Genomic DNA, 26,775 nt, shown 5'->3' on the forward strand with positions numbered 1-26,775 from the left:
CAAAGCATAGCCCTTCTGATCTTCTCCCCCCTGATGGAGGTTGATATGCTCGATCAGCATATAGAAAGGATAGCTGCAGAACTCTCGCTCGACCGGAGATCGGTCAGGGCGGTCTCAGAGCTTCTTGATGGCGGCGCGACGCTGCCATTCATAGCGCGATACCGGAAGGAGGCCACAGGAGATCTGGACGAGCTGGCAATAGGCAGGATTCGCGAGGGCCTCAACCGCCTCAGGTTGCTGGACGAGCGCCGAGCGGCAATCATTCGCTCTCTGCTCAAGCAGGGCCAGATGAGCGCAGAGATCGAGGAGAGGCTCAACGGGGCGGCAAGCTTGGCTGAGCTGGAGGACATCTATCTTCCCTTCAGGCCCAGGAGGCGAACCCGGTCCACAGTGGCAAAAGAGCGCGGCCTGGAGCCTCTGGCCCGGATCATCCTCGCCCAGGATGAGAGAGGAGAACGAGATCCAGAAGAGGAGGCAGCCCTCTACATCGATCCCGCAAAGGGAGTATCATCGGCCGGGGAGGCCCTCCAGGGGGCAATGGACATCATCGCCGAATGGATCAGCGAGGATGCTGGGGCCCGGTCCGAGTTGAGGTCACTCTTCTGGTCGGAAGGCATTCTGCAGAGCCGGTCTGCTGCCGGGAAGGACCATCCAGAGGAGGGCAAGTTCAAAGATTATCTGGAGCTCTCCGAGCCCATTGCCGGCATGAGCTCCCACCGCCTGCTGGCCGCTCTCAGAGGGGCCAAGAGGGGGGTGTTTTCCCTCCATCTGGCGGTCAACGAAGAGGATGCCCTGGCCATCCTGGAGAAGATCTTCATTAAGGGGGACGGTCCAGCCTCCAATCTGGTCAAGGCCGCTGCCCAGGACTCCTTCCGCAGGCTTCTGGCACCATCCCTCCAGACGGAGACGGTATCCATAGCTCGTCAGAGGGCGGAGGAGAGGGCGATAGAGGTCTTTGCCGAGAACCTGCGCCATCTTCTCCTGCAGCCACCCCTGGGCAGAAGCTGGGTCCTGGCAGTAGACCCTGGATTTCGCACCGGCTGCAAATTGGTGGTTCTCGATCCCCTGGGGCGGCTGATGAAAAGCGATGTGATATACCCCCATGAGCCCCACAATAGGAGAGCAGAGGCAGGCTCAAAGGTGGCCGGGATCTGCCAGGAATATGATGTGGAGGTTATAGCAGTGGGCAACGGCACTGCAGGCCGGGAGACGGAATCGTTCCTGCGAGGGCTCAATCTGCCCCCGAGAATAAAGATAGTTCAGGTCAATGAATCGGGGGCCTCAGTCTATTCCACCTCTGCAGCAGCAAGAAGCGAGTTTCCCGATCAGGATGCCACAGTGCGCGGCGCCATCTCCATAGGCCGCCGGCTGCAGGATCCTCTGGCTGAACTGGTCAAGATCGAGCCCCAGGCGATCGGTGTTGGGCAGTACCAGCATGATGTGGATCCATCAAGCCTGCGCCGCTCCTTGGATGATGTGGTGGTGGCCTGCGTGAATCAGGTGGGAGTGGATGTCAATGCCGCCAGCATCCAGCTCCTCTCCCGTGTCTCCGGCCTGGGGCCGAAGCTGGCAGAGGCGGTGGTGAGATACAGAGATGAGCACGGGCCATTCCGCTCCCGCCGGGATCTGCTGGCTGTGCCCCGCCTGGGGCCGAAGGCCTTCGAGCAGGCGGCAGGATTTCTGCGCATTCGCGGGGGTGACAATCCCCTGGATCGCACTGCAGTCCACCCGGAGAGATATTCGATTGTGGAGAGGATGGCCGGGGATCTGGGGGTGACGGTGGCCCAGCTCATGGAAAACGAGAGGCTGCTGTCGGGGCTGAGGCTGGAGGACTACTCGAATGAGGAGGAAGGAGTCGGCATCTGCACCCTTCGGGATATATTGAATGAGCTCTTCTGGCCGGGAAGAGATCCGCGCCCGGTGTTTGAGGCCTTCAGCTTTGCTCCGGGAATAAAGGAGATCGACGACCTTCAGGTGGGAATGAGAATTCCCGGCATTGTGACCAATGTCACCACCTTTGGAGCCTTCGTGGATGTGGGGGTGCATCAGGATGGATTGGTGCATAAAAGCAAGCTCGCCAGCGGTTCTGCCCCGGCGCCCGGTGATGTGGTGAGGGTTGGACAGAAGGTGATGGTGAAGGTGCTGGATGTGGATCGGGAGAGAAAGAGGATCTCCCTTTCCATGGTGTGATCAATATCAATTGCAACAGCTCCCCCGCAGTGCCATGATATACCCCGCCTCAGTGGATTGTCATCCTCTTTTTATTCGAAGCCCGCCGGGCCCGAGGCCATCCGGATCTAGCCAGCTCGGAGTGATTCAATGAGCTCCTTTGTGCTGGCCAAAGGATCTGCGCTGCCATAGATCTGCCTTCCCACAATCAGATAGTCTGCTCCTGCCTCCAGCGCCCCCCCAGGGGAGCCGCCCTGAGCCCCCACCCCGGGTGAGATGATGAGCCTCTCTCCGATCATCGAGCGGATGAGCCTTATCCTCTCCGGACGGGTGGCGGGAGCCACCACCCCGCTGGCACCCGTCTCCACTGCCAGCCGGGCCATCCTCTCCGCCACAGGGGCCATGAACTCCTCTGCCCCGGGATGGCTCATCTCCGTGACGACAAAGAGGTCGGCGGCAAAGTCTCGGGCGCAATCGGCACAGGCAAGCAGGGAGTCTTTCCCGGGAAAGGCCTGGGCGATTATGGCTGTGGCGCCCGCGCCCAGCACTGCTTCGCATATCAGGCGGTTGGTATTGGGAATATCAGCGATCTTCAGATCGGCGATGACAGGGATCGATGTGCATATCTCCCCCACTATTCCCAGGCCGGCATGGAGGATGAGGGGATAGCCGATCTTGATGGCATCGAAGTAATTGCCGAGCTGCTCGCTCAGCCTCAGGGCTTCATCCCTGGAGAGCACATCCAAGGCCAGGATCAGAGAGCTCTTTTTATTCATATCTGGGCAGGCCGTCGTATGTCCTGGTATTTATCCCTTTCACGGGCCAAGAGCCCAAGCTCCCTTGATACCATTGCCGGAAAAAGAATACAAAGCCCAAAGCCAAAGCTAGGGCCAGAGGCCAAAGGCGATATTCAGGCCCAAGATGAGCGCCCCCGCGCCAATGCAGGCACCAAGAACCATCTTGGGACTGAATTTGATCGAATCATCATCGGCCTCAAAGTATCTCATCAGGCCGGCTGACGACTGAAGGCCGCTTCCTTCGTTCTTTCTTCTTGCCATATTTATCACCTTGACCCATCATCTTAAGAAGATTGCGGCCTCAAGGGGAGGCGGCCCGGGCGGGGACGGCCAGAAAAAAGGATGGGTGGCGTTTTATGGCTCCCGCCAGCCGTTCATATCCTGGAAGGGATGGCCATCCTTTCCCCTCCCTCCCTTAATCGCTCGGGGCCAGTTGCTGCTGGGGTTGCCCTTGGCTGAATGGTCGCTCCAGTAGTTTCCGCCTGTGCTGCTGCCAGCATCCCAGCTATTCTCTCCATCGGCATCGATCGAATGCTCTATATTGTCCAGGAAATTATTGTGATAGATCATATTCCCGGAAGAGAATGATACCCGGCAGCCCAGGGAATTGGAGATGATCTCATTTTGATAGATCTGGTTGTTGTCTGAGAGATTCAGCCAGATTCCTGTGACCAGGTTCTCCCGCACAGAATTGCCGCGGATGATATTCTCTTCGCCGGAGAGAAGGGAGATGCCGTTCTGTTCATTATAGGATGCATTGTTTCCCTCAATCAGGTTCCAGCCTGAGGCATAAAGAAAGATGCCGCTGTATCTGTTGCCCTGCAGAAGGTTGTCAAGGATCTCATTTCCAGAGGAGTTGATCAGCCTCATGCCAAAGCATCCTGAGATATTGCTATCTTTTATGCAATTGTTCATGGAATGGAAGAGGAAGACGGCATCCTGGGTCAGGCTGATATTCTCCACTGCTGTATTTCTGCAATAGGCCAGGGTGAGATGAGCCAGCTCTCTGTCCCGAATCTGTGCGCCTGAGCGATCAAACAGATAAGCAATGGGAACCATATCCACCAGGTTTGACTCATCTATGCTGTTATTGAAGCCTTCCTTATCCCCGCTCTCCACATAAAGGCTCCAGCTCACATTTTGAAAGCGATTGGCACAGAGCAGATTGGCCGGCGATTCAAGGAGCATAATGCCCTGCTGGCCATCGACGAACTCGTTTCTCAGGATCTCGCAGTGAGAAGAGGATACTATCTGCATTGCAGTATCGCTTATGTCTGTAAATCTGTTCTCTGCAATCCGATTATAATCCCCTCCCCCCAGGTCAAGGGCGGCGGTGAGGCCGTCCATCTGGTTCCCAGTGATGGTGTTGCGGCTGGTGTTGTCCAATCTTATGCCATACTCTCCCTCTCTTATGCTATTGTTATTGATCTGCAACCCTATAGCATCCTGGATATAGAGGGCATTACTGCACCGGCTGATGTCGTTATACTGCAGGCTGTTGTTATGGCACTCCAAAGCAGCCAGACCTATATGTCCGCCAATGATCTCGTTTCTCTGAAAATCAACCCCGCTCACATTGGCCAGCAGGGCGGCGCGGCTGGAGGGAAGGCCTCCATCCTCCATGCCGATCAGATTGCCGGCGACCGATATACTGCTGCCATTCAAGAGGAGTATGCCATAGCCCCGGCTGGTGATGTTGTTTCTCTGGATCTGCACCTGGCTGGAGTTATCAAGCCAAATGCCCCAATAGGCATCTGAGATGCTGTTCTCATTGATCCTGTTCCCATCTGACTCCCCCAGGAATATGGAGATATTGCAGCCGGCGAACTCATTTGCTGTTATGTTATTGTTGCGGGAGGAGTCCCTCAATGCCACCCCTCCCTGGCAGCCTTTTATCAGATTTCCGGTAATTGAGTTCCCCTCTGAGCCAGTGGCAAGTATTGCCGGGCTGGCATCTTCGAATGCATTGTTCTTAATACTGTTTCCCCGGGAGAGGAGATTGATTGCTGCCCCTGAATATCCCTGAAAGGTAAGCCCTTCCAGCAGGCACCCATCTGAAGATACTGTGACTCCCGTCTCCTTGCCACTGCCGTGGAGGATTATCGGGCCGCTCTCCCCTAGAAGGGGCATAATGCTGAGGCTCTTGTTGAGGATGATCTCCCCGCTATAGTCTCCCGGCCTGACATATATCGTATCGCCATCATTGGCCTGTGCCACTGCCTCCTGGATCGTTCTGTAATTGGAGTGACCGTCATCATCTACAATATGAGTTCTTATGCCATCAACAGGAGTAAACCATATGAGAATAGCTATGAGGATGATCAATGGTATTCTTGGCATGAGTACTACTTGCCAAGGCACCTTTTATAGTTAATGCATTTGGCGGGGATCAGATCTTCACCAAACCCCTTTATTTCCAGTGGAAAAACCAAATCAGATTTCTTGCCTTGATGGACATAAAATCTGGGAAAATTGTATCAAACTGAATGATTTACAGATAATGTTATTTCGTAAGTTATATATCAGAGAGGGCATGGTCTGCTCTTTCAGAGCCTTTTATTTCATTGATCCACCGCTAATAATTTTTTATCGAAATTTATTATAAAATGCATTTCCTTCATTTTGCTAAAGGGCTCAGTCCATCAAACACAGCAGACCCAGTTAATCAGCGAATGCGAAAGGATAAACCTTATCTACTTCTCCACCCATGCTTTTGATGGACGATGATCAGATGACAGAGATTCAGCCGCACAAACACTGCCTTGTCTGTGGCAATTCCGTGCGCGCAGACGAGAACTTCTGCGATGAGCTCTGCGAATCGAAGTATAAGTCGGCGCAAAAGAGGCAGCAGATTCTGTTTATAATATTTATATTAATAATGATGTTGATATTGTTTATGCCGTCTATTCTCAAAACCGCTGGGTGAAAGATGAGACAAGCAGTGATAATTCTGGTATTATTGGCGGCAATCGCCTTCTCCTCATGTGGCAGTGCCAGGGGTGACTATATCAAGGTCCGGGATGTTACAATGCACCTGGAGGGGGATCGCGCCACCTTCGATCTCAATTATACCCTTGATACCTTTGCCCGTCTCTATGTACTCGCACTGGGGGCCAGGCAGCTTGAACCGGATCTGATCTCCTTTTTGGGCGGATACAAGGATGTGAAGCTCATAAAAGCAGATGAGAGTAGAGCCTCTCTACAGGTCAACGGGGCAGGAAAGAATCTGGACAATTGCTACCTGTTCTACTCCCGCCCCTTCGGCAGCAAGGATAAGCCGCTGAAGAGGGGGGTGGAGAGGCTCTCTGTGGTTTATCCCGGGGGCAAGGTCGATACATTTTACAATGTCAACTCCACTCAGAATGTCTTCTATGAGGCCGACTAGCAGGCCGGCCATGTTGAGGCCAAGCCTTTAAATTGGGCTCTGTCCTCAGCATGGCACTACTCCTGATTGCGATTGAGCCACCATCGTGGCTCTGCCCCTGATTGGCACTGAGCTATCAGGACAGCCAGATATGGACATTTGTAATAAATCAAAATAGATGGCGAATAGTTCACGTTTTGTGCTATAATCCCTCATCTGTGCCATAGATATTTAAATTATAAGGGCTAATAAGCAGAGATCATAGCATCTTATTGAACATAAGAACTATAGGAGCGTGGAGGTATGAAGAGAAATAGAGAAGAGATAATTTCCCAGATCCTGAGCATCTGCATGGATGGGGCTATCAAGACCCGTGTCGTATATAAGGCAAACCTGAATTTTAAGACTGTAGAGCCTTATCTGGAACTTCTGATAAAGAACAAGCTCTTGAAGGTCCAGCCTGGGAAAAGGACATTCTATGAAACTACAAAAAAAGGCGAAAATCTTTTGAAAGCTATGGAAAATGTAAATAAAGTGATGGGATTCAAATCGCTTTAGGCTTTAAAGCCCAATAGATTTCAGCCTCAATTGTGTCCGATGGGCAGTGGGCTGCAGAGCACACCCATCGCATATCCGCGGATGGCCAGATCGCTCTATCCGCAATTCATTATTCCGGATGGATATGATCGAATCCAGCAGGTCGGACTGAGGATAACAGACGGGGAGTGTATTCTGCCTCGCCAGCTCAAAATCACAGAGAGGGAGCTTCAGAAGAGCACCTCATTCAATAGGCTCTTCTGGGAGGGGACAAGATCGATGCGTTCCGTTTTTTGGCTCTGCAGGAATGCAATGCGCAGATCTATCTTCTGGATCTCACACTCCATCCTCATGATCCTCCCAATAAGAAGCTCGCGCCTTTGAAGCAGTGCTTCCATCTCATTCATTGCCCTCACCTCGGCTTTCCCTCTTCCCCATGCACCTAAAACACAGGCCTAAGATGCAACCAGGCCTGAGATGTAAGCCTTCATTCTCGGTTTGGACATATTTGTATAAGTGTTTTATGACACAGATTGAGAATTATAGTACATAATGCGAACAATAAAACAGTTTGAAATAATTTGCCTTGAGCTGAATTGTGTGGTGATGTGCCTGCAGAAAAACAGCTCTTCACTGAATTGTATAGTCGATTTACGGAGGGGAGCTTTCTCTGTGCCCTATGAAAATGATGCTGCTGTCGCCGTCTTGCTGCCATTTTCATTCTTTGAGGGCGAATATCACACCTGCCTTTAAAAAAACCATGCTGTCTTGAGATGAGGCCCAAGCATTCCGATTTCAAATCCCATGCCTCCGTTTTAATGACTGTTCTATCGGGCATCGAAGGCCTTATCTCTAAGGAAAAATGCATAGAAAATCTGCTTGGAGCTGAAAAAAATCATGAGAGGCATCAGAGACAAATTTCCCCATCTGCCGGAGAGGATCGCAGGATTAAGAGAGTTGGCCTACAACCTTTGGTGGAGCTGGCACCCAGAGGGCAGGATGCTGTTCAAGCTCCTGCACAGACAGGGCTGGCATCTGAGCAATCACAATCCAGTCAAGATGCTCAACCAGATGGATGCTCATATGCTCAAGACAGCATCTACTGATACTCACTTCCTGAGGCATTACGATTCTGTGATGGCCAGATTCGAAGGGTATATGGAGCCTGCCAGCAGTTGGTTTTCTGCTGAGGGTCGCGAGCTGGATAAATGCGCCATCGCCTACTTCTCTGCCGAATATGGCCTGCATCATGCCCTGCCATTTTATGCCGGAGGCTTGGGATTTTTGGCTGGAGATTACCTGAAAGAGTGCAGCGACCTGGGAATCCCCCTGGTGGGTGTGGGGTTCATGTACCCCCAGGGCTACCTCCGTCAGTTGGTCTCTGCAGATGGCTGGCAGGTTGGCGCATGCGAGATGCTGGACCGGGAGAATGCACCCATTCACAAGCTGATGGACGAGAATGGAGAGCCTTTATCGATCAGGGTTCCCGTCATGGATCCTCCAATCACCCTTGAGGTCTGGATGGTCCAGGTGGGGAGGACCAAGCTCTATCTGATCGATACATCAAGCCAGGCCAATGAGCCACAGAACAGGATCATCTCCGACCGGCTCTACACCGGCGACCGGGAGATGCGATTGCGCCAGGAGATAGTACTGGGAATCGGTGGGGCGAGGATACTGCGAGCCCTGGGCGAGGACTATGCCGTCCTTCACCTGAATGAGGGCCATCCAGCATTCGCTGTGCTGGAGAGGATCAGAGAGAAGGTCGAGCGGGGAATGAGCTATCACGATGCCTCCAGGCTGGTCAGAGATACCACCCTGTTTACCACCCACACCCCAGTTCCTGCGGGCCATGATGCCTTTGCCTATCCGCTCTTAGAGAAGTACCTCTCATCCTATCTTCCCACCCTGGATCTGTCCATGGAGGAGTTCATAGAACTGGGGCTGAACCCCACCCGGCCCGGTGAGTTCAATATGACCGCCTTCGCCCTCAGGAGCTCAGCCTACCGCAATGCTGTGAGCAGGAGGCATGGAGAGGTGAGCCGGAGCATGTGGCAGCCTCTATGGCCCAACCTCCCTGTAGATCAGATCCCCATCGATCATGTCACCAATGGCATTCACGTCCCCTCCTGGATCGATCGCCGCCTGGGTTCAGAAATCCTGTGCCGCTACATGGGCCGGACCTGGCTGGAAGAGCATGATGAGAGCCGCATCTGGAATCTGGTCTGTGAGATCCCCGACGAGGTGCTCTGGAACCATCATAATTCCATGAAGAGCATGCTGATCACCAAGATAAAGGAACGGGCACGGAACAAATGGCTGGAAGGGGGAGCCGAACCGGGACAGATCATGGCCTCAGGAGTGCTTCTGGATCCTTCTGCCCTCACCTTGGGGTTTGCCAGGCGCTTTGCCTCTTACAAGCGGCCCACTCTCCTCTTGCAGGATATCGACCGGCTGAGACGGATTCTCAATGATCCCTGGAAGCCGGTGCAGATCATATTCGCCGGAAAGGCGCATACGGACGACGATCAGAGCAAGATGCTATTGCAGCAGGTATTCAATGCCGCCAAGGACAGAGCATCAGGTGGCAGGATCGCATTTGTCGAGGACTACGATGAGCTGCTGGCCCAGTATCTGGTGCACGGGGTTGATGTCTGGGTGAACAATCCCATTCCTCCCATGGAGGCGAGCGGGACCAGCGGGATGAAGGCCTCAATAAATGGCGTCCCCCAGCTCTCCATACTGGATGGCTGGTGGATTGAGGGATACAATGGCAAGAACGGCTGGGCGTTCTCGGGAGCAGAGGACGGATTGGATAGAGATGCAAAGGACGCAGCCTCAATCTATACCCTCTTGGAGAAGGAGATCGTGCCTCTTTACTATAACATTGCTGAGGACGGCATTCCTCATGGCTGGGTGACAGTGATGAAGGAGGCCATCAGGATGAATGGCCCGAACTTCTCTGCTGCCCGCATGGCCAAGGAGTATGCAGATAAGTTCTACCATCCGGCCATCGATGCTTATATGATGGAAAAGAGGAGAAGAGAGAGGGGATTCATAAAGCAGGATCATTTTGGAAAGTTCTGATTCGTACCCTCTCCCGGTCGGAATCAACCTCAATGCAGCTTCCATTCTTCACCTGGAGGAGATCGGCCGGCACCCTATCCACCAGAGGGATGCCGCTGATGATGGCCCCTACAGCCACAATGGGCTCGGAGCGGAGATTGATCATGGCTGCCGGGGCCAGACCTCTCTTCTTCAGTTGATAGATGACATAAGAGCCCACTGTAGAGCCCTTTCCTCCGGGGAATATGAGCACCTTGCCACTGATCTTCTGGCCGTACAGCTCGTGGCCGGGGTCGACCACCATCCCCGTTCTGGGGTCGACATTGCCCAGGAATGAGATGGCCATCCTCGTGGTCAGAGCAGGCCCGCTGGCAAATCCTGAGGCCACCTTATGGCAGGGAACCTCCCTCATCTCCTCCTCCCCAAAGCGACATCGATGCACTCTTCCAGGCTGCCGAAGGCGGCATCCACCCCCCCCAGCCCGGGCAGGTAGACCAGAGCCTTGCCCGAGTTGACCATCATCCTTCCAAACCCCTCTGTGGCCGGTGAGACCACCATGCAGGTATCACAAAATACCCGGGCCCCGGAGGACTCTATCCTTTCCACCAGCTCTGGGCATGAGTCTCTGATCTTGCGGGCAGTGCAGACCCACATCTCCCTTTGAACCCTCTGCCCGGCCAGGAGGTCGGCTATCCTCTCCAGCTCCTCTCGAGAGCAGTGAGGGCATCCCAGGGCCACTATATCGGCATCAGCTCCTCTGCTCTCCTCATAGACCGCCTCGATCTCCTCCTTCTCAATGCTGATCCTCTCACATCCATCATGATCTGCCGCGGAACCGGGGGGAACGGGCGGACCGGGGGTGACGCCATCCACATAGTAGAGAGCCACTGAGCCACTGGCAGCCATCGCCGCCCCCAGAGCCTTCAGCTCATCCCTGCTGGGCGTGGACCGGAGCCGGAAGAGAGGAACACCATCACCCACCTCTCTGCCAGCCAGAAGTCCAAGGGCGCCATAGTCAGAGCCCGCGAGATCCGCCTTCACCTCGATGATATGGCTGGGCTGGCGGTTGATATCCAGATGGTAGCCGTACAGAGCAGTCTTGCCGATCAGAGCGGCAGCCAGAGCAGAGGGGCCTCCCTCTCGATTGCTTCTGGCGCCGATAACTGAATTGGCATAAGAGACCGCCGAGGACTCGCTCCAGGCCAGATGGTCATCTCTTTGGGCCAGGTCGTCGTAGATCTGGTAGGGGGTGCAGGTGCAGTCGACTGTCACTCCCAGCCGGCGGTAGGCCTCGATGATCTCCTTCTGCTTGGAGGCGAACTGCTCACTGATCCCCATATCCTGCCAACAATAAAGGTCCATGCCGGCGGGATTTAGAATGCTGGGGACGACCACCTCTCCCTCAAGATCGGATATCCATTCCAGGCCAGCATCTCCGATATTCTTATAGGATACCCCGGCAATCTGCACCGATTTCACCTGAACGAGCCTCTCTGCCCCGTAGATGTCGCCCAGGGCTACCAGGATCTCCATCATCCGGCGAAGGGTCTCACCCCGATCTCCCCGGTATACAGCCTCTTCATCGCGAGAGAGATACATGCACTGGATACCTCCTCCTGAGTATTAATCCTTTCCAGATACACCGCCGGGGGCTATACCAGCCGGAAGAGGGGATGAGTGGCCTCGGGATAGACCTCCAGGTCCCTTACCGCCTCTGCCACCAGGATGTCGGCCATAGCCGCGGCCGGAAAGATGACCTCACCGCTCTCAATGGGGCCGTAGAGGAGAAAGTCGCCCCCCATGGCCAGCTGCATGCAGGCAGCAGCAGCATCGCAACAACTGCGGTTGATTCTATCCCTCCCCTTGAGCCACTGCCAGGAGCTGATGGCATTATGAATTCCCGAGCCCACAGGCAGCCCCAGGCGGGACTTGGCGACTACAGAAAAGCGCAGAGAAGAGCCCGCCCCGTTTCCCATGGGCATCACACCCGGATCGATGAGAATGTTGCTTATCCCAAGCCTTCTGGCCAGGGGGACGAGCCCCTCATCCTTCACCCGGCCACCGTTCTCCAGGATCTGCATCCCCCCCTCCACCCCCGGCTCGCCCGGGTTGTAGGCGAGGATGATGGCGCTGTCAACCTCGTTATCCAGCAAAGCCCTGGCCTCGGCCTCGTCGGTGGCTATGCTTATGCTGTTGAATATGGCCCTATCGGCATACCCCAGCTCCGAGAGCAGAGATAGGGCTGCAGAGCGAGTGCTCTTCTCAGCCGAGTCGATGATGAAGGGCCCAGACCAGATCCCCTCTATGAAATCCAGATATCTCAGCAGGGCAGAAGCTGTCCGGGCATAGATATGAGGGACAAAAGGGCATCCCGTCTCCCCGGAGAGCTCGGACTGGCGGAGCATCATCCTCTCTGCTGCAGAGCGATCGAATCTGCCCTTTTCATCATCCTCGACAATTCTGTGCCCCTGATAGAAGATGGTGCCGCAAAGGACGGTGGGCAGCAATCCAGGCTGCCCTCCAAACCTCACCCCGGCCACATTGACTATCGATTGCCCATTCTTGAAACGGAACATATCTCATACCCCGGATGCGACCAGCCATCTGCCGGTCTCCATGCCGACCCCCGCCCCGAAGAAGAGGTCGCTGTCAACAGATACCATCTCCTGACGGGCTGCCTTTCTCTCAATCACCTGATAGGGCTCCTCGGGAAAGGGGGTGGAGATCTGTTCATACTGGGAGATCAGCCTCTCTATCTCCTCTCTGTCCTCCAGGCCGATCCTCTCCACCAGCTCCACCTGCCTTGCAAAGCGCTCGATGGCCTGAGCGGGGAGGTTCTGGATGAATGGAATTGCACCCTTTGATCCGATTATCCTTCCCCTCTCGTCGATGCCATTCTTATGCAGGGCGATCAGGGTGTTGCCCGGCAGATGGCCCTTTGACTCCGCTCCGCAGATGATGAGCACTCTTATATTGCTGTTGCTGATCACATTGGCCACAATCTTCTCCAATCCCAGGTTCTCTGTCCTGCAGGGGCCGGATATGGCCGCCCCCCGGGGATGAAAGGTGCTGGCCAGGGTGACCACTGCCACCCTCGCCCCCGGATCGCCCAACAGGTACTCTCCCCGCACCGGCGGCCAGGGATCCAGATATCCCCGGCACGCAGCCTCTCTGTTGATATCTTCGGCCTCCTCTGTCATATTGCTCCCCTGGATCTTCCTCTTGCCATTCTTGGAATTGATAGATCAGCATATAATTTTTTCCGATTTAGAAAGCTATATGAAAAATTGAAATATCATGATAGATCATATGTGTAGGCGGTCATAAAATGTTTAACACTTCACAGGAATTTAGCTATGCTATGAGTTGGTGGCTCTAAATGGCCTCGTACAAGGAAAGGATTCTGAATGTCATAGACGAGTCTGAGGTGGGTCTGACCACAGTTGATGTGGCCAAGAAGGCCAATGTCAGCAAGACCACAGTCATAAAATATCTCTCTGTGCTCAGCTCTGAGGGGGAGGTCGAGTTCGTGGAGGTGGGACCCTCTAAGCTCTGGAGGACGAAGAGCATAATCACAAAGCATGGGGAAGAGCAGGAGGGAAGGATGAAGGCGGAGGCATTTCCCATGATGGATATTGATTTTCATAACGGCGAGGAGGAGACAGTCTACTTCTCATTTCGGGTCAAGTCGGAACAGATCTGCCAGCTGATGAAGAAAGCCAGGAAATGCGATTGTGAAACCTCAGATAGAATTGATCGAGGATAGATTTTATGCAGAGCAATGTGCAGACCTCCGTACCAAAGGAGATAATCGACTTCTTTCATGTCGATAAAGGCCAAACGCTCCTCATCAAGGGGATGCCGGGAACGGGCAAGACCACCCTCGCCCTGGAGATCATGAGCAGCCTGTGCGAGGAGAGAAATGGGGTTTACATATCCACGCGGGTGGATCCCCGCCGGCTCTATGCCACCAATCCCTGGGTGGAGGAGGTTCTAATGCCCAGGAATGTGGTCAATGCCACTCAAACCAAGCTCCTGGAGAGCCTGAGAAAGGCGGGCAAGGAGCTTTCCAGCTATTATGCTGTCCTGGACTTCTTCCGGGTCTTCTTCGAGGAGACAGAGGATATGGACAACCCCATGATAATAATCGATAGCTGGGATGCAGTCCTGAACTACACCTCTCATCTGATAGGCTCCTCCCAGCACAGCTTCGAGCAGAACATCTGCGAGTTCGCCCGTGATCTTGACACCCATCTCATCTTCGTCTCCGAGTTCGCCAGCGTCATGCCCCTGGACTATATTGTGGATGGGGTGGTGACCATGGAGCAGTTCAACCTCCCCGGCCATACAGAGGGAAATATGAGGACCCGCTACTTCCGGCAGATCAAGCTGGAGAAGCTGAGAGGAGTCCAGATCAATCAGAAGAACTACACTGTCACATTGCACAACGGCCGGTTCAGGTTCTTTGAGCCTTATCGGGAGCAGAAAGATGCGCGAATTGTGAGCGATGGGATAAGGGTTCCCGATCCCTCTGAAGACCGGATATCAACTGGCATCCCTGACCTGGATATCGTAACCGGCGGCCTGAAATACGGCTCGTGCAATGTCTTGGAGATAGATCACGGTGTGGGCAAGAGGTATTACCAGATTCTGACTGCCCTGGCCTCCAATGCCATCAAGAACGGACGGGGAGTGTCCATCCTTCCCAGCATCGGCTATCAGCTCAGCTCGCGGGACATCTTTGTGCCCACCAATGTCGTCGTCTCCCAGCCAGAGGGTGATGATGCAGGAGCCTGGGGAAAGGACCTGCTGAAGAGGTGGGATGCATTGCGGGAGAGGACCGGCCGGCCCATTCTGAATATCATCGGCCTGGACTCCATTGAGTTCACCTTCGGCTATAAGGCGTCTTTGAACCTGACCAACCTGATGATCAGAGACTGGAAGGAGACCAATGACATCAATGTCCTGGTGGTAAAGAGCGGCCAGGAGAGCATGAACATGGCCATTCACACCGCAGACAGCTACTTTCTGGTAAATGAGCTGAATGGAGGGCTCTGTCTGTATGGGGTCATACCCAGGACTGAGCCCTACAATATGCTTTTAGAGGACAGAAACAGGATCCGTCTGACACCGATGGTCTGAGAGGCCTGTGAGGGTTCAGGCCCCGGCTACAGCCCGCGCCTCTCTGGCGATCCTGCTCGCAGCCTCCTTTCTCATCATCTCCATGAACTCCCTCTGGGTGGCATAGACCAGGGCTCCTGTGGGGCAGGCCTGGACACAGGCTGGAAGATCCCGATCCTTGCAGCGGTCGCATTTGACTGCCATTCTGACCTCAGTCTTCCTGCCCACCACACCATAGGGGCAGATCATGGCGCACATCCAGCAGCCTATGCAGTTCTCTTCGATCCGTTCCACCACTCCTGTGAGCGGGTCCTGGACCAGAGCTCCAGTGCGGCAGACGGCAACACAGGGCGCATCCTCGCAGTGGCGGCAGATCATGGGCACATTCCTGCCCTCTGCCCTCTCCACAAAGAGCAGGCGGACGGGCACAGGCTTCTCCGATGCGGCCGCATAGAGGCTCTTGGATCTGGAGTGCTCTACTGCGCAGGCCATCTCGCAGGACCGGCAGCCCATGCACCTCTCCAGGCGGACGAATATCTCCTTATTCTCTTTCATCGCCATCACTATCCACCGCCATCAGGCCAGACCAAGTCTTCTGCGCTGGCTATCGATATGCTCGATCATCAGGCCGGCCGCCTTCACTGGATCTGGCTCCACAGCGAAGCACGCTCCCACCACCTCCTTGGCACCGGAGGTGAGCAGATCAGCCACTGCTTTGCTTCCCATGACCGGGGGGACTGTTCCCAGGACGGTGAACACCCCGGAGCTGACAACATACGCGCCGATGGACACTGCCTTCTCGCTCATCCATTCTGGAGCTGCTCCTGCTGCCGGCAGGTCGCTTATGTCCACCCCCAGGGCATTGGCCAGGGCTGCAGCAGCAATGAGAATGCGGCTGATGTCAACGCAGGAGCCCATATGAAGAACCGGGGGCACTCCCAGGGCCTGACAGATGCCCTTCAGGCCACCGCCTGCCCTCTCTGCTGCCTCCGGCTGAAGGAGGCCGGCCTTGGCGCAGGCCTGGGCGTTGCAGCCGGTGGTAAGGACCAGGACATCGTTCTCGATCAATTCCTGAACCATGCTGATATGGCCGAGGTCATGGGTGATCTTGGGGTTGTTGCAGCCGACAACAGCCCCTATGCCCCGGATGCTGCCGCCCTTTATGGCCTCTATCAGCGGATCTAAGCTGCCTCCCAGGGCGGAGAGTATTGCCTCTACAGAGAATCCGGCCATGCATTTGGTCTTGATGTCCGGGATCTGGACCCGTGAAGGATCGCGGTTGCGGAAGTTTTTCACTGCTGTGCGCACGATCTCTCTTGCCGTCTGCCCTGCTGTCTCCTCATGGAACTCCATGTGGGTTGCGCCCGGGAATTTTGCTTTGGGTGAGGTGGAGATCAATTTGGTATGGAAGCAGCTGGCCAGGGGGCCTAGGGCGGGCATGATGCACTGCACATCCACCACCATCGCCTCCACAGCGCCTGTAGCCATGATCAGCTCCTGGCCCAGGAAGTTGCCTGCTACAGGGACGCCCTGGCGCATCAGGGCCTCGTTGGCGGTGCAGCATATCCCCGTCAGATTGATTCCCTCTGCTCCCTCCTCCCGGGCCAGAGAGATCAGTTCCGGATCGGATGCTGCGGCGATGATCATCTCCGAGAGAAGGGGCTCGTGGCCGTGGATGATGATATTCACCTTCTCCGGCTCTATGACCCCCATGTTGGCCTCAGAGAGCAGGGGCTTGGGGGTGCCGAAGATGACATCCTGCAGCTCAGTGGCGATCATGGAGCCGCCCCAACCATCGGAGATGCTGGTCCTGAGGCCGTGCAGTATGAGGTTCACATAATCGTTGTCCACGCCGATGTGGGTCCGATGCATGCATTCCACGATCTCCCTGTCCACGCCGCGAGGGTCGATTCCCAGCCTCTTCCACAGCTCGAGCCTCTGGGGAGGGGCACGACGGGTGAACTGGATGGGTCCGTCCTGTTTTCCAAATTCCGCCAATATGGCTGTGGCCAGGAGGGCCGGGCTATCCACACCATACTCCTTCATCAGCCGGTCGAGCTTCTCTTGGTCTTTGATGCCATAGGAGGGGGATTTGCCCTCCACTATGAGCTTGAAGGCGTTCGCGACATCCCTCCCGTGATCGGAGTGGGCTGCTGCCCCGGCGGCAATGCTCCGCAGGAGATTTCGGGCAACGATTATATCAGCAGTGGCCCCGCAGACGCCCGCGCTTGCCCCTTCCCCGAAAGGATCGATCCGGCAGGGTCCCATGTTGCAGTTTCTGCAGCATATGCCCAATTCACCGAAACCACATTGAGGTTGCAGTCTCTCCAGCCTATCCCAGGCCGTCTCCAGGCCCGATCTCTCACAGACACGAAGCATCTCCTGGCAGGCAGGATCCACTGATCTACTGCGAACATCGTTTACCATTATTGATCCCTCTATAATGAGCACTTGCAGCGATGAATCGCCATTTTACTATTTATTGGTGACGATTTGATCAAAAAATTTTTATTGAACATTGGATCTGAGGATTGAGGGCTCTATCCTCAAAACATCCTTTACAATTTTCCAATCAACGATGAAATAGCAGTGGACCAGACTGTTTTTTTTCGTCAACGGATTCGATGATCCTGCAGACAGGACAGAGATCCAGGGGCTTTGGCTGTCTAAACTTCTCTCTCCTTCTCCGCCAGGCCCAGGACATTCAGCAATCCCAGGAGGTTCTCCCTGGATAGCGACCCATCTGAGACCTTCTTGAGCACCTCTTTGGCATTGAAGGCCACCCCCAAGCCGGCATTCTTGATCATCAGGCAGTCATTGGCCCCATCCCCCACTGCTACGATGTTGTCCGGGCTGATCTTCTCCTTCTCTGCCAACTGGAAGATCATCCGCCCCTTGGCCTCGGCATCGATTATATCCCCCTTGATCCTCCCGGTGAGAACACCATCTTCGATCTCCAGAACATTGGCAAAGACATAATCAAATCCCAGGCGCTCTTTCAGCACATCTGTGAAGTAAGTGAACCCGCCACTGATCAGGGCGATCTTGTATCCCACCTGTTTTAAGTGATGGATCAGCTCCTCAGAGCCCGGGGTGAGCTCGAGATCTGCGGCTATCTCCTGCAGAGTGGTGAGGGGCATTCCCTTCAGCAGGCACACCCTCTGGCGGAGGGATTCCTTGAAGTCCATCTCGCCGTTCATCGCCCGGTCAGTGATCGCCTTCACCTCCTCGTCCACCCCGGCGAAGCTGGCCAGGCGGTTGATGATCTCGAAGTCCACAATGGTCATATCCATATCGAAGACTATGAGCCTCTTCTCCTTTCTGGATTGGCTCAGATCCTGTATCACCACATCCAGCCCCAGCCGCTCACACTCCCTCTTAAGCTGTGCCCGGCAGTCTTCAACAATGCATTCGGCAAAGTCCATCAGAAACTCAATGGAGATCAACTCCCCCCGGGCGGTGACCGAGGCCCTCTCGATATTGATCTCATATCTGGTGGCCACCTCAGCCACATCGCGAATGATCCCCGGCCGGTCCCTGGCCAGAATGGTGACCACATAGAGCTCCTTAGCAGTCTGACGCCGGCCCTGATGCCCCTCCAGGGGAAGGAAGGAGAAGTCTATGGCCAGTCTCTCTGCATTATCCTGGTACCACTGCTCCAGCTTGCCGGGGGTGGTCTCTGCTGAGGCAAAATCGGCAACCACTGTCATGACGCATATCCCCTGCATCACCCTCTGATCCATATCCACGATGTTCACACTCTGAAGGGCGGGCCTATTCAGAATGTCGCGAATCAGGCCAGGCCTGTCCCGGCCTATGAAAGATATGACCCAGAGATCATCAGTCAGAGGGCACAATCCCCCTTTTTCAGTGGTTGCATCGCTCTCACACTCGTCCTCTCATGCCTGCATCTCATGCCTATATACCTTTTCGGATAGGAGTGGTCCAATAAACAATGTCACTTTGCGGTCGTGAGCCTCTAATGGGTTTGAGTTTTGTAATATGGAAAAGTCAAGAGTTCCTGCAAGCTCCAGACATGATCGATTAAGCCAGCTTGCTTCGCGGGACTATTGAACTTCGTTATGCCCATCTCATTTCTATATTTTAGAGCACGATGCTTTCGGCAGTAGTTGAAGTGCGCGAAATATAGGGTCATTTGGTTATTCAATTCTGCAGTCTCCTTAGAGAAACCTATGGTTTTCCTTGATATGCGGTTATTATCTTGTCTGCATGTCAGGTTTTGCCGTTCAATGTAGCTGGTAGATATCATTTTGTGGTCTATATCTTTGCCAAATATGATTCTCTTGACCACTTTTTTAGTCTACCGTTGACCCTCATTTTAATGACTTGAGCATATTGTAATAGTTCATCTACGATTAATTTAGGACTTCGAGGTCGCCCTCGCTTGCCTGTTGGTGCGAACGGCTGTAGTTTTCCATATTGCTTTCGAAGAGCTGCTGCATATAGTCTTAATCCATCTGTCACAAAGAGCGGCATTGATCTGAGTCTTTTGGCAGTATTTGAAACGAGCTGATCTGCATTTTCCTGAGATCGCTCACCGATAACATGTGAAAGCACCAACCTGCAATTTGCAGCCATGCTTATCCAGATCCAAGTTCCTTTATCTTCGTATTCACCTTCTCTGGGTAGTGTTTTCCCCACAAAAGTCCATGCCTCGTCCATCTCTACCTTTGGGGTCTCTACATCCTTCAAGACAACTTCATTGACTTTTTCACTATGCTTTGCTGCTTTCGAGATCCAAGTGCTTACAGTAGATGGTTTTGACTCAAGGATCTCAGCTATTCCTAAGACACTCATTCCACGCATGGCCATTTTTAGAGCCAGCTTGATCTTTTCTTCGTTTGTTCTTGTGTCATAGAATGCAGTGTTAGTTCTATCACAGAATCTGGTACCACATGTGTGGCAAATATATTTCCTGACCTTGCCGGAGCTTATCTTGTAAGTTCCGTACACAGTGACGTTTCCTTTCCCAGCAATTCCAAATAGATTGCACTGCTCATTCGGGCATGCTACATCCAAGAATCGAGGCTTTGGACCTCTTTTGCCCATTTTGCTACACCCCATGTAGCATATAGGAATAGGTTATATAAATAACAGCCGATTGTAGATTCACGACCCACTTTGCGGTCGTGAGCCTCTAATGGGTTTGAGTTTTGTAATATGGAAAAGTCAAGAGTTCCTGCAAGCTCCAGACATGATCGATTAAGCCAGCTTGCTTCGCGGGACTATTGAACTTCGTTATGCCCATCTCATTTCTATATTTTAGAGCACGATGCTTTCGGCAGTAGTTGAAGTGCGCGAAATATAGGGTCATTTGGTTATTCAATTCTGCAGTCTCCTTAGAGAAACCTATGGTTTTCCTTGATATGCGGTTATTATCTTGTCTGCATGTCAGGTTTTGCCGTTCAATGTAGCTGGTAGATATCATTTTGTGGTCTATATCTTTGCCAAATATGATTCTCTTGACCACTTTTTTTAGTCTACCGTTGACCCTCATTTTAATGACTTGAGCATATTGTAATAGTTCATCTACGATTAATTTAGGACTTCGAGGTCGCCCTCGCTTGCCTGTTGGTGCGAACGGCTGTAGTTTTCCATATTGCTTTCGAAGAGCTGCTGCATATAGTCTTAATCCATCTGTCACAAAGAGCGGCATTGATCTGAGTCTTTTGGCAGTATTTGAAACGAGCTGATCTGCATTTTCCTGAGATCGCTCACCGATAACATGTGAAAGCACCAACCTGCAATTTGCAGCCATGCTTATCCAGATCCAAGTTCCTTTATCTTCGTATTCACCTTCTCTGGGTAGTGTTTTTTCCCCACAAAAGTCCATGCCTCGTCCATCTCTACCTTTGGGGTCTCTACATCCTTCAAGACAACTTCATTGACTTTTTCACTATGCTTTGCTGCTTTCGAGATCCAAGTGCTTACAGTAGATGGTTTTGACTCAAGGATCTCAGCTATTCCTAAGACACTCATTCCACGCATGGCCATTTTTAGAGCCAGCTTGATCTTTTCTTCGTTTGTTCTTGTGTCATAGAATGCAGTGTTAGTTCTATCACAGAATCTGGTACCACATGTGTGGCAAATATATTTCCTGACCTTGCCGGAGCTTATCTTGTAAGTTCCGTACACAGTGACGTTTCCTTTCCCAGCAATTCCAAATAGATTGCACTGCTCATTCGGGCATGCTACATCCAAGAATCGAGGCTTTGGACCTCTTTTGCCCATTTTGCTACACCCCATGTAGCATATAGGAATAGGTTATATAAATAACAGCCGATTGTAGATTCACGACCCCATATTTTTTGAGGTGATCTTTGAATTCACTATTCCAGCTTCCGTCGCCATGGATTCTATGGGCTCCAAATTCGCTGCCATGATCGAGTATCAGCTCCCTCAAGGGACAAAGCCACCAGAATTTGTCCACTAATTGGTCGATCATCAGCATGATGTTCTCTGTATTGATCTCGGTAAACTCCCCACCAGCCAGCACCATCCTGGATGCATCATCCAGAATTACACAAACTTTGATATCAGTCCTATCCCATTCATGCCAGTCAATATGCCCAGCCGACATGCTGTGCTTTCGTTCATAACGAACCTACTTCCAGCGTTTCTGATTCTTCAGATCTTCCTGGACCAGGCCTGCTGCCTTCAGGTACGGAGGACTAGGCATAGATCCTCGGGATAGCCAGGCTGTTAAGCTCGTCTCAAACCAGCTTGAAGAGCTCAAAAGGTTCGGTCTGATCAGGGAGTCTTCTCATGGGTGGCGGTGGCTGTGACACTGCTGGAAGACTCTAAAGCATACTGCCAGCTTCGGAATATCGACAGCCATGGGTCTCATTACATGCATGCCAACAAGCTCTGCAGCTTTCTGGCTGTCATCGCAAATGAAAGCCGCGGCAGTAGGCCAACAATTTTCACTTTTCAAAATTGCTTAATATTACAGAGGATGTAGAATAATAACCTATTAATTGAATTGCATATTAAAATGTAACCTACATGGTATACAAAACAATTTGCATATCGTAACTTGGCTGTTTTTGATACACAAATGCTTTTGCGTACAATACATGATTCGAAATCAGATTGAATAACAAATTTTTGGATTCACGATATACGAACCATCTCCGGAAAGAGGCCGGAAAGAGTTCGGCGAAAAGCTCTTTGCTTTCCTTTTTCATTTCCTGCAGAAGCCCTATGAACTCATCGACCTTGGCAAGGCGGCCGAGCTTGCAGGTGGGCGGCCATCTCCATACAGTAGCGCCCCAATTCGGCCTCATATTCAAGCTGCTGGAGAGTGCAGGCGGCGGCCATTCAAACCGCCTCCACCGGCCTATTTGCCCGCCGGCCATCCGGCCCTGCCCAGCCTGGCAGGCTGTCCCTGAGCTTACCACCCTCCAGGCCGCAGGCTTCACTGGCTGGCTAAAGCGCTTCCAGGAGTGTTTGCACAACTTCCCAAGGTTGCAGATCGCCGCGGAGCAATTGCATGAGCTCGCCCCGGTGACATAACAGCCATCGGCCTCATCGCTCTTCACAAGGACCATTTCACCATTGAGGTGATGGAGACCAGGGGGTGATGGAGATCAGGAGGTGATGGAGATCAGGAGATCTGATGCTTATAAGGGCATCTCCCACCTCTTTGAGGAAGGAGCAAAAAGAGTAATCCGCAAAGGAGCAGCAAAGAAAAGCCGGGTAAACCCCTGTGAGGCCCTGGCATCTCCCTGATTCATCCGTTTGGTGAGAGCAGAATGATAGTTGTATTTTAATCCATCTAAAATTTCATTGCAATTGCTTGGTGTTTATATGCTCCGGTTGGGATTTGAACCCAAGTCGAAGGAGTGAGAGTCCCACATGATTGGCCGAGCTACACTACCGGAGCGCGGATTGGGGGTGGTTCCTTCTATCATTTAAGGCTTTTGGCCCTGGAGGAAAAAGTCGCAGCACCCCTGCAATGCACACTCCTCGCATTTTGGCCCCCTTGCCCGGCAGACCAGCCTCCCGTGGCTGATCAGATTGAGGTGAAAGGAGCTGTATCTCTCCGGCGGCACGATCTCCTCCAAGGCCTTCTGCGCCTTCTCCGGGGAGAGGCCGGGAGCTACCAGCCCCAGCCGCTGCGAGACCCGGAAAACGTGGGTGTCCACAGGCATGAACGGCATGCCAAAGGCAAAGAGCAGGACGATGGAGGCGGTCTTGGGCCCCACCCCGGGCAGGGAGAGAAGGTAGCTCATGGCCGCCTCCTTCTCCATCCCCCTCAGAAAGCCGATCTCTATCGCCCCCCGATCGCTCTTGATCCGCAAGAGAGCCTCCTGTATCCGCCGGGCCTTGATCTCCGCCAGCCCCCCCTCCCGAATGCTCTCCGCCACCTCCTCCGCTCGGGTGGAGAGGAGAGACTCGTAGTCCCCATAGGCCCTCTTCAGACTGGCGAATGCCCGCAGGCTGTTGATATCGCTAGTGTTCTGAGAGAGAATGGTCCTCACCAGCAGGTCCACCGGATCGATCTCATCCACCTCGGGAAGACCGTACAGCTCCTCCAGAATGCAAATGCACTCTCCAACCTTATCGCTTGCCTTTTGCCCGACCATCCCTCATAGCACTGATCACAATGCTTTAAAGCTTATCACGAATATTCAGTCAGCAAAAATTTATTAAACCATGTAATGAAATAAAGGGGCAGATGGATTTTGTCGAGATCTATCCCTTTCTAGTGGCCATGCTCATAGGAGCGCTCATCGGCACTGAGCGCCAGCGTCGCCTGGCAGGGGAGAAGGTGAGGGGGGTGGCCGGCCTGAGGACCTTCATACTTATCTCCCTCCTGGGGGCCCTCTCTGCCACCCTGGCAACCGATTTTGGCCCCCTCTTTGCCGTGGGCGCTCTTGTCTCACTGGTCATCCTGGTATCAGTGGGCTACGCCTCCGCCGTCAGCTCCCTGGGAAGGATAGATCTAACTGCCGCTGTGGCTGCAGTGGTCACATTCATCCTGGGAATGCTCGCCACCTTTCCCGAGAAGATCACCCTGGCCGTCTCCCTGGCCATTATCATCACCTGGATCCTGGCCACCCGGACGATCACCCACCACTACGTTGAGGGCTTGCATGAGGCTGACCTGCTCGACACACTGAAGATGGGCATCATCGCCCTGGTGATCTACCCCTTACTGCCCGAGGAGCCCCTGGACCCCTGGGGGGTCATCAACCTCCGCCAGATCTGGCTCTTTGTGATTCTGGTCAGTCTGATAGGCTTCACCGGCTATATCCTCATCCGCATAGTGGGAACGGAGAGGGGCCTGACCCTCACTGGCATCCTGGGGGGGATGGCCTCGAGCATCGCCGTCACCACCTCCCTGGCTGAGAGGTCGAGGATCAATCCCCAGATAACATCCTCTGCCGTCTTTGCCACTGCCATCGCCAGCAGCACTGCCTTTCCCAGAGTCCTGTTAATTGCCGCTGTGATAAACAAGGAGATACTGCCGGATCTGTTCATCCCTCTGCTGGCCATGACCGCCGTCGGAACTGCGCTTGCCTATATATCTCGGCGCAGGAGCCCGCCTCAGGACAGCGAGGTGAAGATCTCAGACCCCTTCCGCATCCTCCCCGCCCTCAAGCTGGGCTCCCTCTTCGCCCTGGTCTTGATCATATCCAATCTCGCCAGCCTGTACTTTGGAGATATGGGAATCTATGCCGCCAGCATACTCTCGGGCCTGGTGAATCTCGATGCCATCACCTTGAGCCTGGCCACCCTGGCCAGGTCAAGCCTGCTCCCCAGCGTTGCTGCTACCTCCATCACCCTGGCGGTGATCGCCAACACCCTGGTAAAGCTGGTCATATCCTATACCCTGGGCAGCAGAGATTTCGGCAACCAGACAGCTGCGATCCTTCTACCAACTGCGTTGGCTGGAATCCTAGCGTTGCTCTTGCTCTAGAACAGGGAAAAAGGAGAGGATGGGCCCGACGCGGTTCGAACGCGTGATCCCCGCCGTGTAAGGGCGATGTCATAACCAGCTAGACCACGGGCCCTGCCCCTTACTATCTGCTCGTCATATTAGACCTTATCGCTTAGGAACGGGGCTTAGGACCGGGGCCCTCTCTCCTCTGCGCTGCGAATATACATCCCAGTCCGGGTCTCATCCAAAAGCCTCTCGGAGGGCTTGGCCGTCGCCAGGCTGACCAGGATCATCGCTGCCACTGAGAGGACAAATCCATACATGCTGGGATGCATGGGCATGGCGGCAACATACTTGGCATAATAGCTGAAGGCAAACGTCCCCACCAATCCCACGACCATCGAGGCCAAGGCTCCCTCTCTGGTGGCCCGGCGCCAGTACAGCCCGGCGAAGAGAGGGGTCACAAAGCAGGCCAGCATCACTCCGATGGCCATCCAGATCAGCCAGGCCAAAAGCTCAGGAGGATTGGACCAGGCCAGGTACAGAGTGAGGATGGTAGAGGCGACTATTGCCGCCCGGCTGAGAAGGGTGATCGACTTCTCAGAGGCATCCCTGTTGATGAACTGCCGGTATATGTCCCAGCTAACATAGCTTCCGATGGTCAGCATCAGGCGGTCGGTGGTGGACATCACCGCCGAGAGGACGATCACCGCCACCAGAGGAGCAAATAAACCGGGGAAGACATACTCCGAGGCCACAATGAAAGAGTAGTCAGCAGGATTGGTGACCCCGGTGGGCATGGCGATCATACCCTCCTGGGTCATCGATCTGGCGGCATATCCTGTGATCTTGCACAGGTACATGATCACTGCATAAATGACGAAGGCGGCAAGGGGTGCCCACTTGAAATATCTGTCCTCCCGCGCGGCTAGCACATTGTTTACCACATGAGGAGCTGCTGCCAGGCCGAAGGTGAGCAGGAAGAAGAATGATATCAGATACATGGGGGTCATGAAGGCATAGCCGGCATAGGGGGGATGGATCTGAGGATACCACAGATGGGTCATATTGACATCGATCTCCGCCAGGATGGCATTGATATGGGTCAGTCCACCGGCGGCATCGATCACCACCGGACCGACGAGCAGCACTCCCAGGAGGATCATCATTCCCTGGATCAAGGAAGCCATGCCAATGGCATACAACCCTCCCAGGATGGTATAGCCCATGACGATGACTGCGCCGATCACCAGAGCCCATTGATAGGGTATCTTGAAGAGCCATGACAAGACCATGCTGATGGAGATGTACTGCCCCACCAGATAGATGATGGAGATGAAGACGCCGATTATGGCCGAAGTACCTCTGATCCCCCGCGGGCTGTAGAAGCGGTGGGCAAAATAGTCCTGCATGGTCACATAACCTGTCTTGGCGGCGACTGAATGGATCTTCGCTCCGAAGAAGAGTATGCAGACTGCGGCGCAGAGGGGGACGAATATCTGCTCCCAGATGCTCGGCCAGCCAGTGGCATATCCGAGGCCCGCCACCCCCAGAATGGTCATCCCGCTGCAGATGCTCGATACTATGAGAAGGGTGAACGTCCAGAATCCCAGGTTCCTTCCCGCCACCAGGAAGTCCTCAGAGTTCTTGATCTTCTTTGAGGCGAAGGCGCCAATGGTGATGAGACCTATGAAATAGACAGCGACTACAACCAGAGTGCTAATGTCCATCTCCATCACCACCTCAGGGCCCATATCAAGAGCAGAATTGAGATGAATACTGGCACAATGATGATTCCAATGAATGTCTCTGTC

At 53.7% G+C, this 26,775-nt stretch carries 26 protein-coding genes and 2 tRNA genes; 10 read left to right on the top strand and 18 right to left on the bottom strand.

The genetic code is table 11. The features are described from left to right. The first annotated feature begins 45 nt into the window (after positions 1 to 45). Positions 46 to 2,190 carry a Tex family protein gene (locus IPI63_RS03985; RefSeq protein WP_292476764.1) on the top strand — a complete coding sequence of 715 codons (2,145 nt, stop codon included), beginning with the start codon at positions 46 to 48 and terminating at the stop codon, positions 2,188 to 2,190. Between the two features lie 107 nt (positions 2,191 to 2,297). Here IPI63_RS03985 and pyrF read toward each other — a convergent pair whose 3' ends face one another. The 3 genes from pyrF to IPI63_RS04000 all read right to left on the bottom strand — a co-directional run bounded on the left by pyrF (position 2,298) and on the right by IPI63_RS04000 (position 5,306). Next, entirely contained in the window at positions 2,298 to 2,945 is a 648-nt protein-coding gene (pyrF, locus tag IPI63_RS03990) for an orotidine-5'-phosphate decarboxylase (protein WP_214065959.1), read from the bottom strand. A 108-nt stretch (positions 2,946 to 3,053) separates the two neighbouring features. Continuing rightward, positions 3,054 to 3,227, bottom strand: coding sequence for a preprotein translocase subunit Sec61beta (locus IPI63_RS03995; protein ID WP_214065960.1), 174 nt, complete (start codon positions 3,225 to 3,227; stop codon positions 3,054 to 3,056). Between the two features lie 93 nt (positions 3,228 to 3,320). After that, on the bottom strand, positions 3,321 to 5,306 hold the full coding sequence (locus IPI63_RS04000; RefSeq protein ID WP_292476766.1) for a NosD domain-containing protein: 1,986 nt from the start codon (positions 5,304 to 5,306) through the stop codon (positions 3,321 to 3,323). A 391-nt stretch (positions 5,307 to 5,697) separates the two neighbouring features. On the opposite strand from IPI63_RS04000, the gene IPI63_RS12870 reads away from it, so the two are divergent. From IPI63_RS12870 to IPI63_RS04010, 3 genes are all read left to right on the top strand, one after another. Continuing rightward, positions 5,698 to 5,892, top strand: a complete 195-nt coding sequence (locus IPI63_RS12870; RefSeq protein WP_366850860.1) for a DUF2116 family Zn-ribbon domain-containing protein — start codon at positions 5,698 to 5,700, stop codon at positions 5,890 to 5,892. A 3-nt stretch (positions 5,893 to 5,895) separates the two neighbouring features. Next, complete coding sequence (locus IPI63_RS04005) at positions 5,896 to 6,351, top strand: hypothetical protein (RefSeq protein WP_214065963.1); 456 nt, start codon at positions 5,896 to 5,898, stop codon at positions 6,349 to 6,351. 282 nt (positions 6,352 to 6,633) lie between these two features. After that, the gene (locus tag IPI63_RS04010; protein WP_214065964.1) at positions 6,634 to 6,888 is read left to right on the top strand and encodes a winged helix-turn-helix domain-containing protein; all 255 of its coding nucleotides are present in this window, start codon (positions 6,634 to 6,636) and stop codon (positions 6,886 to 6,888) included. Between the two features lie 209 nt (positions 6,889 to 7,097). On the opposite strand, the gene IPI63_RS04015 is transcribed toward IPI63_RS04010, so the two are convergent. Further along, positions 7,098 to 7,274: a hypothetical protein gene (locus IPI63_RS04015; RefSeq protein ID WP_214065965.1), complete on the bottom strand. Its 177-nt coding sequence runs from the start codon at positions 7,272 to 7,274 to the stop codon at positions 7,098 to 7,100. A 490-nt stretch (positions 7,275 to 7,764) separates the two neighbouring features. On the opposite strand from IPI63_RS04015, the gene glgP reads away from it, so the two are divergent. Then, positions 7,765 to 9,954, top strand: coding sequence for an alpha-glucan family phosphorylase (gene glgP / locus IPI63_RS04020; protein WP_292476769.1), 2,190 nt, complete (start codon positions 7,765 to 7,767; stop codon positions 9,952 to 9,954). Here the strand turns inward: glgP and IPI63_RS04025 are convergent. From IPI63_RS04025 to IPI63_RS04040, 4 genes are read right to left on the bottom strand one after another with little or no spacing between them, the layout of a single operon-like run. Beyond that, positions 9,923 to 10,345, bottom strand: coding sequence for a DUF126 domain-containing protein (locus IPI63_RS04025; protein WP_292476771.1), 423 nt, complete (start codon positions 10,343 to 10,345; stop codon positions 9,923 to 9,925). The genes glgP and IPI63_RS04025 overlap by 32 nt on opposite strands. Then, on the bottom strand, positions 10,342 to 11,532 hold the full coding sequence (locus IPI63_RS04030; protein WP_214080130.1) for an aconitase X catalytic domain-containing protein: 1,191 nt from the start codon (positions 11,530 to 11,532) through the stop codon (positions 10,342 to 10,344). Before IPI63_RS04030 ends, IPI63_RS04025 begins: the two co-directional genes overlap by 4 nt. 53 nt (positions 11,533 to 11,585) lie before the next feature. Beyond that, positions 11,586 to 12,509: a tetrahydromethanopterin S-methyltransferase subunit H gene (mtrH, locus tag IPI63_RS04035; RefSeq protein ID WP_292476773.1), complete on the bottom strand. Its 924-nt coding sequence runs from the start codon at positions 12,507 to 12,509 to the stop codon at positions 11,586 to 11,588. Between the two features lie 3 nt (positions 12,510 to 12,512). Then, positions 12,513 to 13,133 carry a tetrahydromethanopterin S-methyltransferase subunit A gene (locus IPI63_RS04040; protein WP_292476775.1) on the bottom strand — a complete coding sequence of 207 codons (621 nt, stop codon included), beginning with the start codon at positions 13,131 to 13,133 and terminating at the stop codon, positions 12,513 to 12,515. A gap of 179 nt (positions 13,134 to 13,312) precedes the next feature. On the opposite strand from IPI63_RS04040, the gene IPI63_RS04045 reads away from it, so the two are divergent. Next, positions 13,313 to 13,699 (top strand): FaeA/PapI family transcriptional regulator, encoded by a 387-nt coding sequence (locus IPI63_RS04045; protein ID WP_214066525.1) that lies wholly within the window; start codon positions 13,313 to 13,315, stop codon positions 13,697 to 13,699. 5 nt (positions 13,700 to 13,704) lie between these two features. Further along, complete coding sequence (locus IPI63_RS04050) at positions 13,705 to 15,075, top strand: gas vesicle protein GvpD P-loop domain-containing protein (RefSeq protein ID WP_214066526.1); 1,371 nt, start codon at positions 13,705 to 13,707, stop codon at positions 15,073 to 15,075. Positions 15,076 to 15,090: 15 nt separating this feature from the next. Here the strand turns inward: IPI63_RS04050 and IPI63_RS04055 are convergent, their stop codons facing one another. From IPI63_RS04055 to IPI63_RS04080, 6 genes are all read right to left on the bottom strand, one after another. After that, on the bottom strand, positions 15,091 to 15,615 hold the full coding sequence (locus tag IPI63_RS04055) for a 4Fe-4S dicluster domain-containing protein (protein WP_292476777.1): 525 nt from the start codon (positions 15,613 to 15,615) through the stop codon (positions 15,091 to 15,093). Between the two features lie 15 nt (positions 15,616 to 15,630). Then, positions 15,631 to 17,481, bottom strand: coding sequence for an anaerobic carbon-monoxide dehydrogenase catalytic subunit (gene cooS, locus IPI63_RS04060; RefSeq protein WP_292476778.1), 1,851 nt, complete (start codon positions 17,479 to 17,481; stop codon positions 15,631 to 15,633). A 239-nt stretch (positions 17,482 to 17,720) separates the two neighbouring features. Next, complete coding sequence (serB, locus tag IPI63_RS04065) at positions 17,721 to 18,872, bottom strand: phosphoserine phosphatase SerB (RefSeq protein WP_394357582.1); 1,152 nt, start codon at positions 18,870 to 18,872, stop codon at positions 17,721 to 17,723. Between the two features lie 161 nt (positions 18,873 to 19,033). After that, a protein-coding gene (locus tag IPI63_RS04070) for an IS1 family transposase (protein ID WP_292476783.1) occupies positions 19,034 to 20,124 on the bottom strand; the annotation gives its coding sequence in 2 pieces (ribosomal slippage) (positions 19,034 to 19,371 and positions 19,371 to 20,124; 1,092 coding nt in all). Between the two features lie 88 nt (positions 20,125 to 20,212). Continuing rightward, positions 20,213 to 21,306 (bottom strand): IS1 family transposase gene (locus IPI63_RS04075; RefSeq protein WP_292476785.1). Its coding sequence is split into 2 segments (ribosomal slippage): positions 20,213 to 20,886 and positions 20,886 to 21,306, totalling 1,095 coding nucleotides; the frame shifts between segments, so codons are not numbered across the junction. Positions 21,307 to 21,310: 4 nt separating this feature from the next. Beyond that, on the bottom strand, positions 21,311 to 21,574 hold the full coding sequence (locus IPI63_RS04080; RefSeq protein WP_292476786.1) for a hypothetical protein: 264 nt from the start codon (positions 21,572 to 21,574) through the stop codon (positions 21,311 to 21,313). A 719-nt stretch (positions 21,575 to 22,293) separates the two neighbouring features. Here IPI63_RS04080 and IPI63_RS04085 point away from each other — a divergent pair. Together IPI63_RS04085 and IPI63_RS04090 are read left to right on the top strand one after the other, a co-directional pair. Beyond that, the gene (locus tag IPI63_RS04085) at positions 22,294 to 22,590 is read left to right on the top strand and encodes a hypothetical protein (protein ID WP_292476788.1); all 297 of its coding nucleotides are present in this window, start codon (positions 22,294 to 22,296) and stop codon (positions 22,588 to 22,590) included. Positions 22,591 to 22,674: 84 nt separating this feature from the next. After that, complete coding sequence (locus IPI63_RS04090; protein ID WP_292476789.1) at positions 22,675 to 22,806, top strand: hypothetical protein; 132 nt, start codon at positions 22,675 to 22,677, stop codon at positions 22,804 to 22,806. A 79-nt stretch (positions 22,807 to 22,885) separates the two neighbouring features. On the opposite strand, the gene IPI63_RS04095 is transcribed toward IPI63_RS04090, so the two are convergent. Further along, positions 22,886 to 22,960 (bottom strand) — tRNA-Glu (locus IPI63_RS04095). Positions 22,961 to 22,988: 28 nt separating this feature from the next. Next, positions 22,989 to 23,663: an endonuclease III gene (nth, locus tag IPI63_RS04100; RefSeq protein ID WP_292476791.1), complete on the bottom strand. Its 675-nt coding sequence runs from the start codon at positions 23,661 to 23,663 to the stop codon at positions 22,989 to 22,991. Positions 23,664 to 23,755: 92 nt separating this feature from the next. Between nth and IPI63_RS04105 the strand changes: the two genes are divergently transcribed. Then, positions 23,756 to 25,000 carry an MgtC/SapB family protein gene (locus tag IPI63_RS04105; protein WP_292476792.1) on the top strand — a complete coding sequence of 415 codons (1,245 nt, stop codon included), beginning with the start codon at positions 23,756 to 23,758 and terminating at the stop codon, positions 24,998 to 25,000. Positions 25,001 to 25,020: 20 nt separating this feature from the next. On the opposite strand, the gene IPI63_RS04110 is transcribed toward IPI63_RS04105, so the two are convergent. After that, positions 25,021 to 25,094 (bottom strand) — tRNA-Val (locus IPI63_RS04110). A gap of 52 nt (positions 25,095 to 25,146) precedes the next feature. Next, positions 25,147 to 26,697, bottom strand: a complete 1,551-nt coding sequence (locus tag IPI63_RS04115; RefSeq protein WP_292476794.1) for a sodium:solute symporter — start codon at positions 26,695 to 26,697, stop codon at positions 25,147 to 25,149. Positions 26,698 to 26,775: the final 78 nt, after the last annotated feature.

Source organism: Methanothrix sp. (genome assembly GCF_016706325.1).
In the GTDB taxonomy this organism is placed as follows: Archaea; Halobacteriota; Methanosarcinia; order Methanotrichales; family Methanotrichaceae; genus Methanothrix.

Excerpts from the sequence above, each read along its gene's own strand:
- IPI63_RS03985 (WP_292476764.1), top strand. The coding sequence starts at position 46 with ATGCTCGATCAGCATATAGAAAGGATAGCTGCAGAACTCTCGCTCGAC.
- pyrF (WP_214065959.1), bottom strand. The coding sequence starts at position 2,945 with ATGAATAAAAAGAGCTCTCTGATCCTGGCCTTGGATGTGCTCTCCAGG.
- IPI63_RS03995 (WP_214065960.1), bottom strand. The coding sequence starts at position 3,227 with ATGGCAAGAAGAAAGAACGAAGGAAGCGGCCTTCAGTCGTCAGCCGGC.
- IPI63_RS04000 (WP_292476766.1), bottom strand. The coding sequence starts at position 5,306 with ATGCCAAGAATACCATTGATCATCCTCATAGCTATTCTCATATGGTTT.
- IPI63_RS12870 (WP_366850860.1), top strand. The coding sequence starts at position 5,698 with ATGACAGAGATTCAGCCGCACAAACACTGCCTTGTCTGTGGCAATTCC.
- IPI63_RS04005 (WP_214065963.1), top strand. The coding sequence starts at position 5,896 with ATGAGACAAGCAGTGATAATTCTGGTATTATTGGCGGCAATCGCCTTC.
- IPI63_RS04010 (WP_214065964.1), top strand. The coding sequence starts at position 6,634 with ATGAAGAGAAATAGAGAAGAGATAATTTCCCAGATCCTGAGCATCTGC.
- IPI63_RS04015 (WP_214065965.1), bottom strand. The coding sequence starts at position 7,274 with ATGAATGAGATGGAAGCACTGCTTCAAAGGCGCGAGCTTCTTATTGGG.
- glgP (WP_292476769.1), top strand. The coding sequence starts at position 7,765 with ATGAGAGGCATCAGAGACAAATTTCCCCATCTGCCGGAGAGGATCGCA.
- IPI63_RS04025 (WP_292476771.1), bottom strand. The coding sequence starts at position 10,345 with ATGAGGGAGGTTCCCTGCCATAAGGTGGCCTCAGGATTTGCCAGCGGG.
- IPI63_RS04030 (WP_214080130.1), bottom strand. The coding sequence starts at position 11,532 with ATGTATCTCTCTCGCGATGAAGAGGCTGTATACCGGGGAGATCGGGGT.
- mtrH (WP_292476773.1), bottom strand. The coding sequence starts at position 12,509 with ATGTTCCGTTTCAAGAATGGGCAATCGATAGTCAATGTGGCCGGGGTG.
- IPI63_RS04040 (WP_292476775.1), bottom strand. The coding sequence starts at position 13,133 with ATGACAGAGGAGGCCGAAGATATCAACAGAGAGGCTGCGTGCCGGGGA.
- IPI63_RS04045 (WP_214066525.1), top strand. The coding sequence starts at position 13,313 with ATGGCCTCGTACAAGGAAAGGATTCTGAATGTCATAGACGAGTCTGAG.
- IPI63_RS04050 (WP_214066526.1), top strand. The coding sequence starts at position 13,705 with ATGCAGAGCAATGTGCAGACCTCCGTACCAAAGGAGATAATCGACTTC.
- IPI63_RS04055 (WP_292476777.1), bottom strand. The coding sequence starts at position 15,615 with ATGGCGATGAAAGAGAATAAGGAGATATTCGTCCGCCTGGAGAGGTGC.
- cooS (WP_292476778.1), bottom strand. The coding sequence starts at position 17,481 with ATGGTAAACGATGTTCGCAGTAGATCAGTGGATCCTGCCTGCCAGGAG.
- IPI63_RS04080 (WP_292476786.1), bottom strand. The coding sequence starts at position 21,574 with ATGGTGCTGGCTGGTGGGGAGTTTACCGAGATCAATACAGAGAACATC.
- IPI63_RS04090 (WP_292476789.1), top strand. The coding sequence starts at position 22,675 with ATGGAGATCAGGAGATCTGATGCTTATAAGGGCATCTCCCACCTCTTT.
- nth (WP_292476791.1), bottom strand. The coding sequence starts at position 23,663 with ATGGTCGGGCAAAAGGCAAGCGATAAGGTTGGAGAGTGCATTTGCATT.
- IPI63_RS04105 (WP_292476792.1), top strand. The coding sequence starts at position 23,756 with ATGGATTTTGTCGAGATCTATCCCTTTCTAGTGGCCATGCTCATAGGA.
- IPI63_RS04115 (WP_292476794.1), bottom strand. The coding sequence starts at position 26,697 with ATGGAGATGGACATTAGCACTCTGGTTGTAGTCGCTGTCTATTTCATA.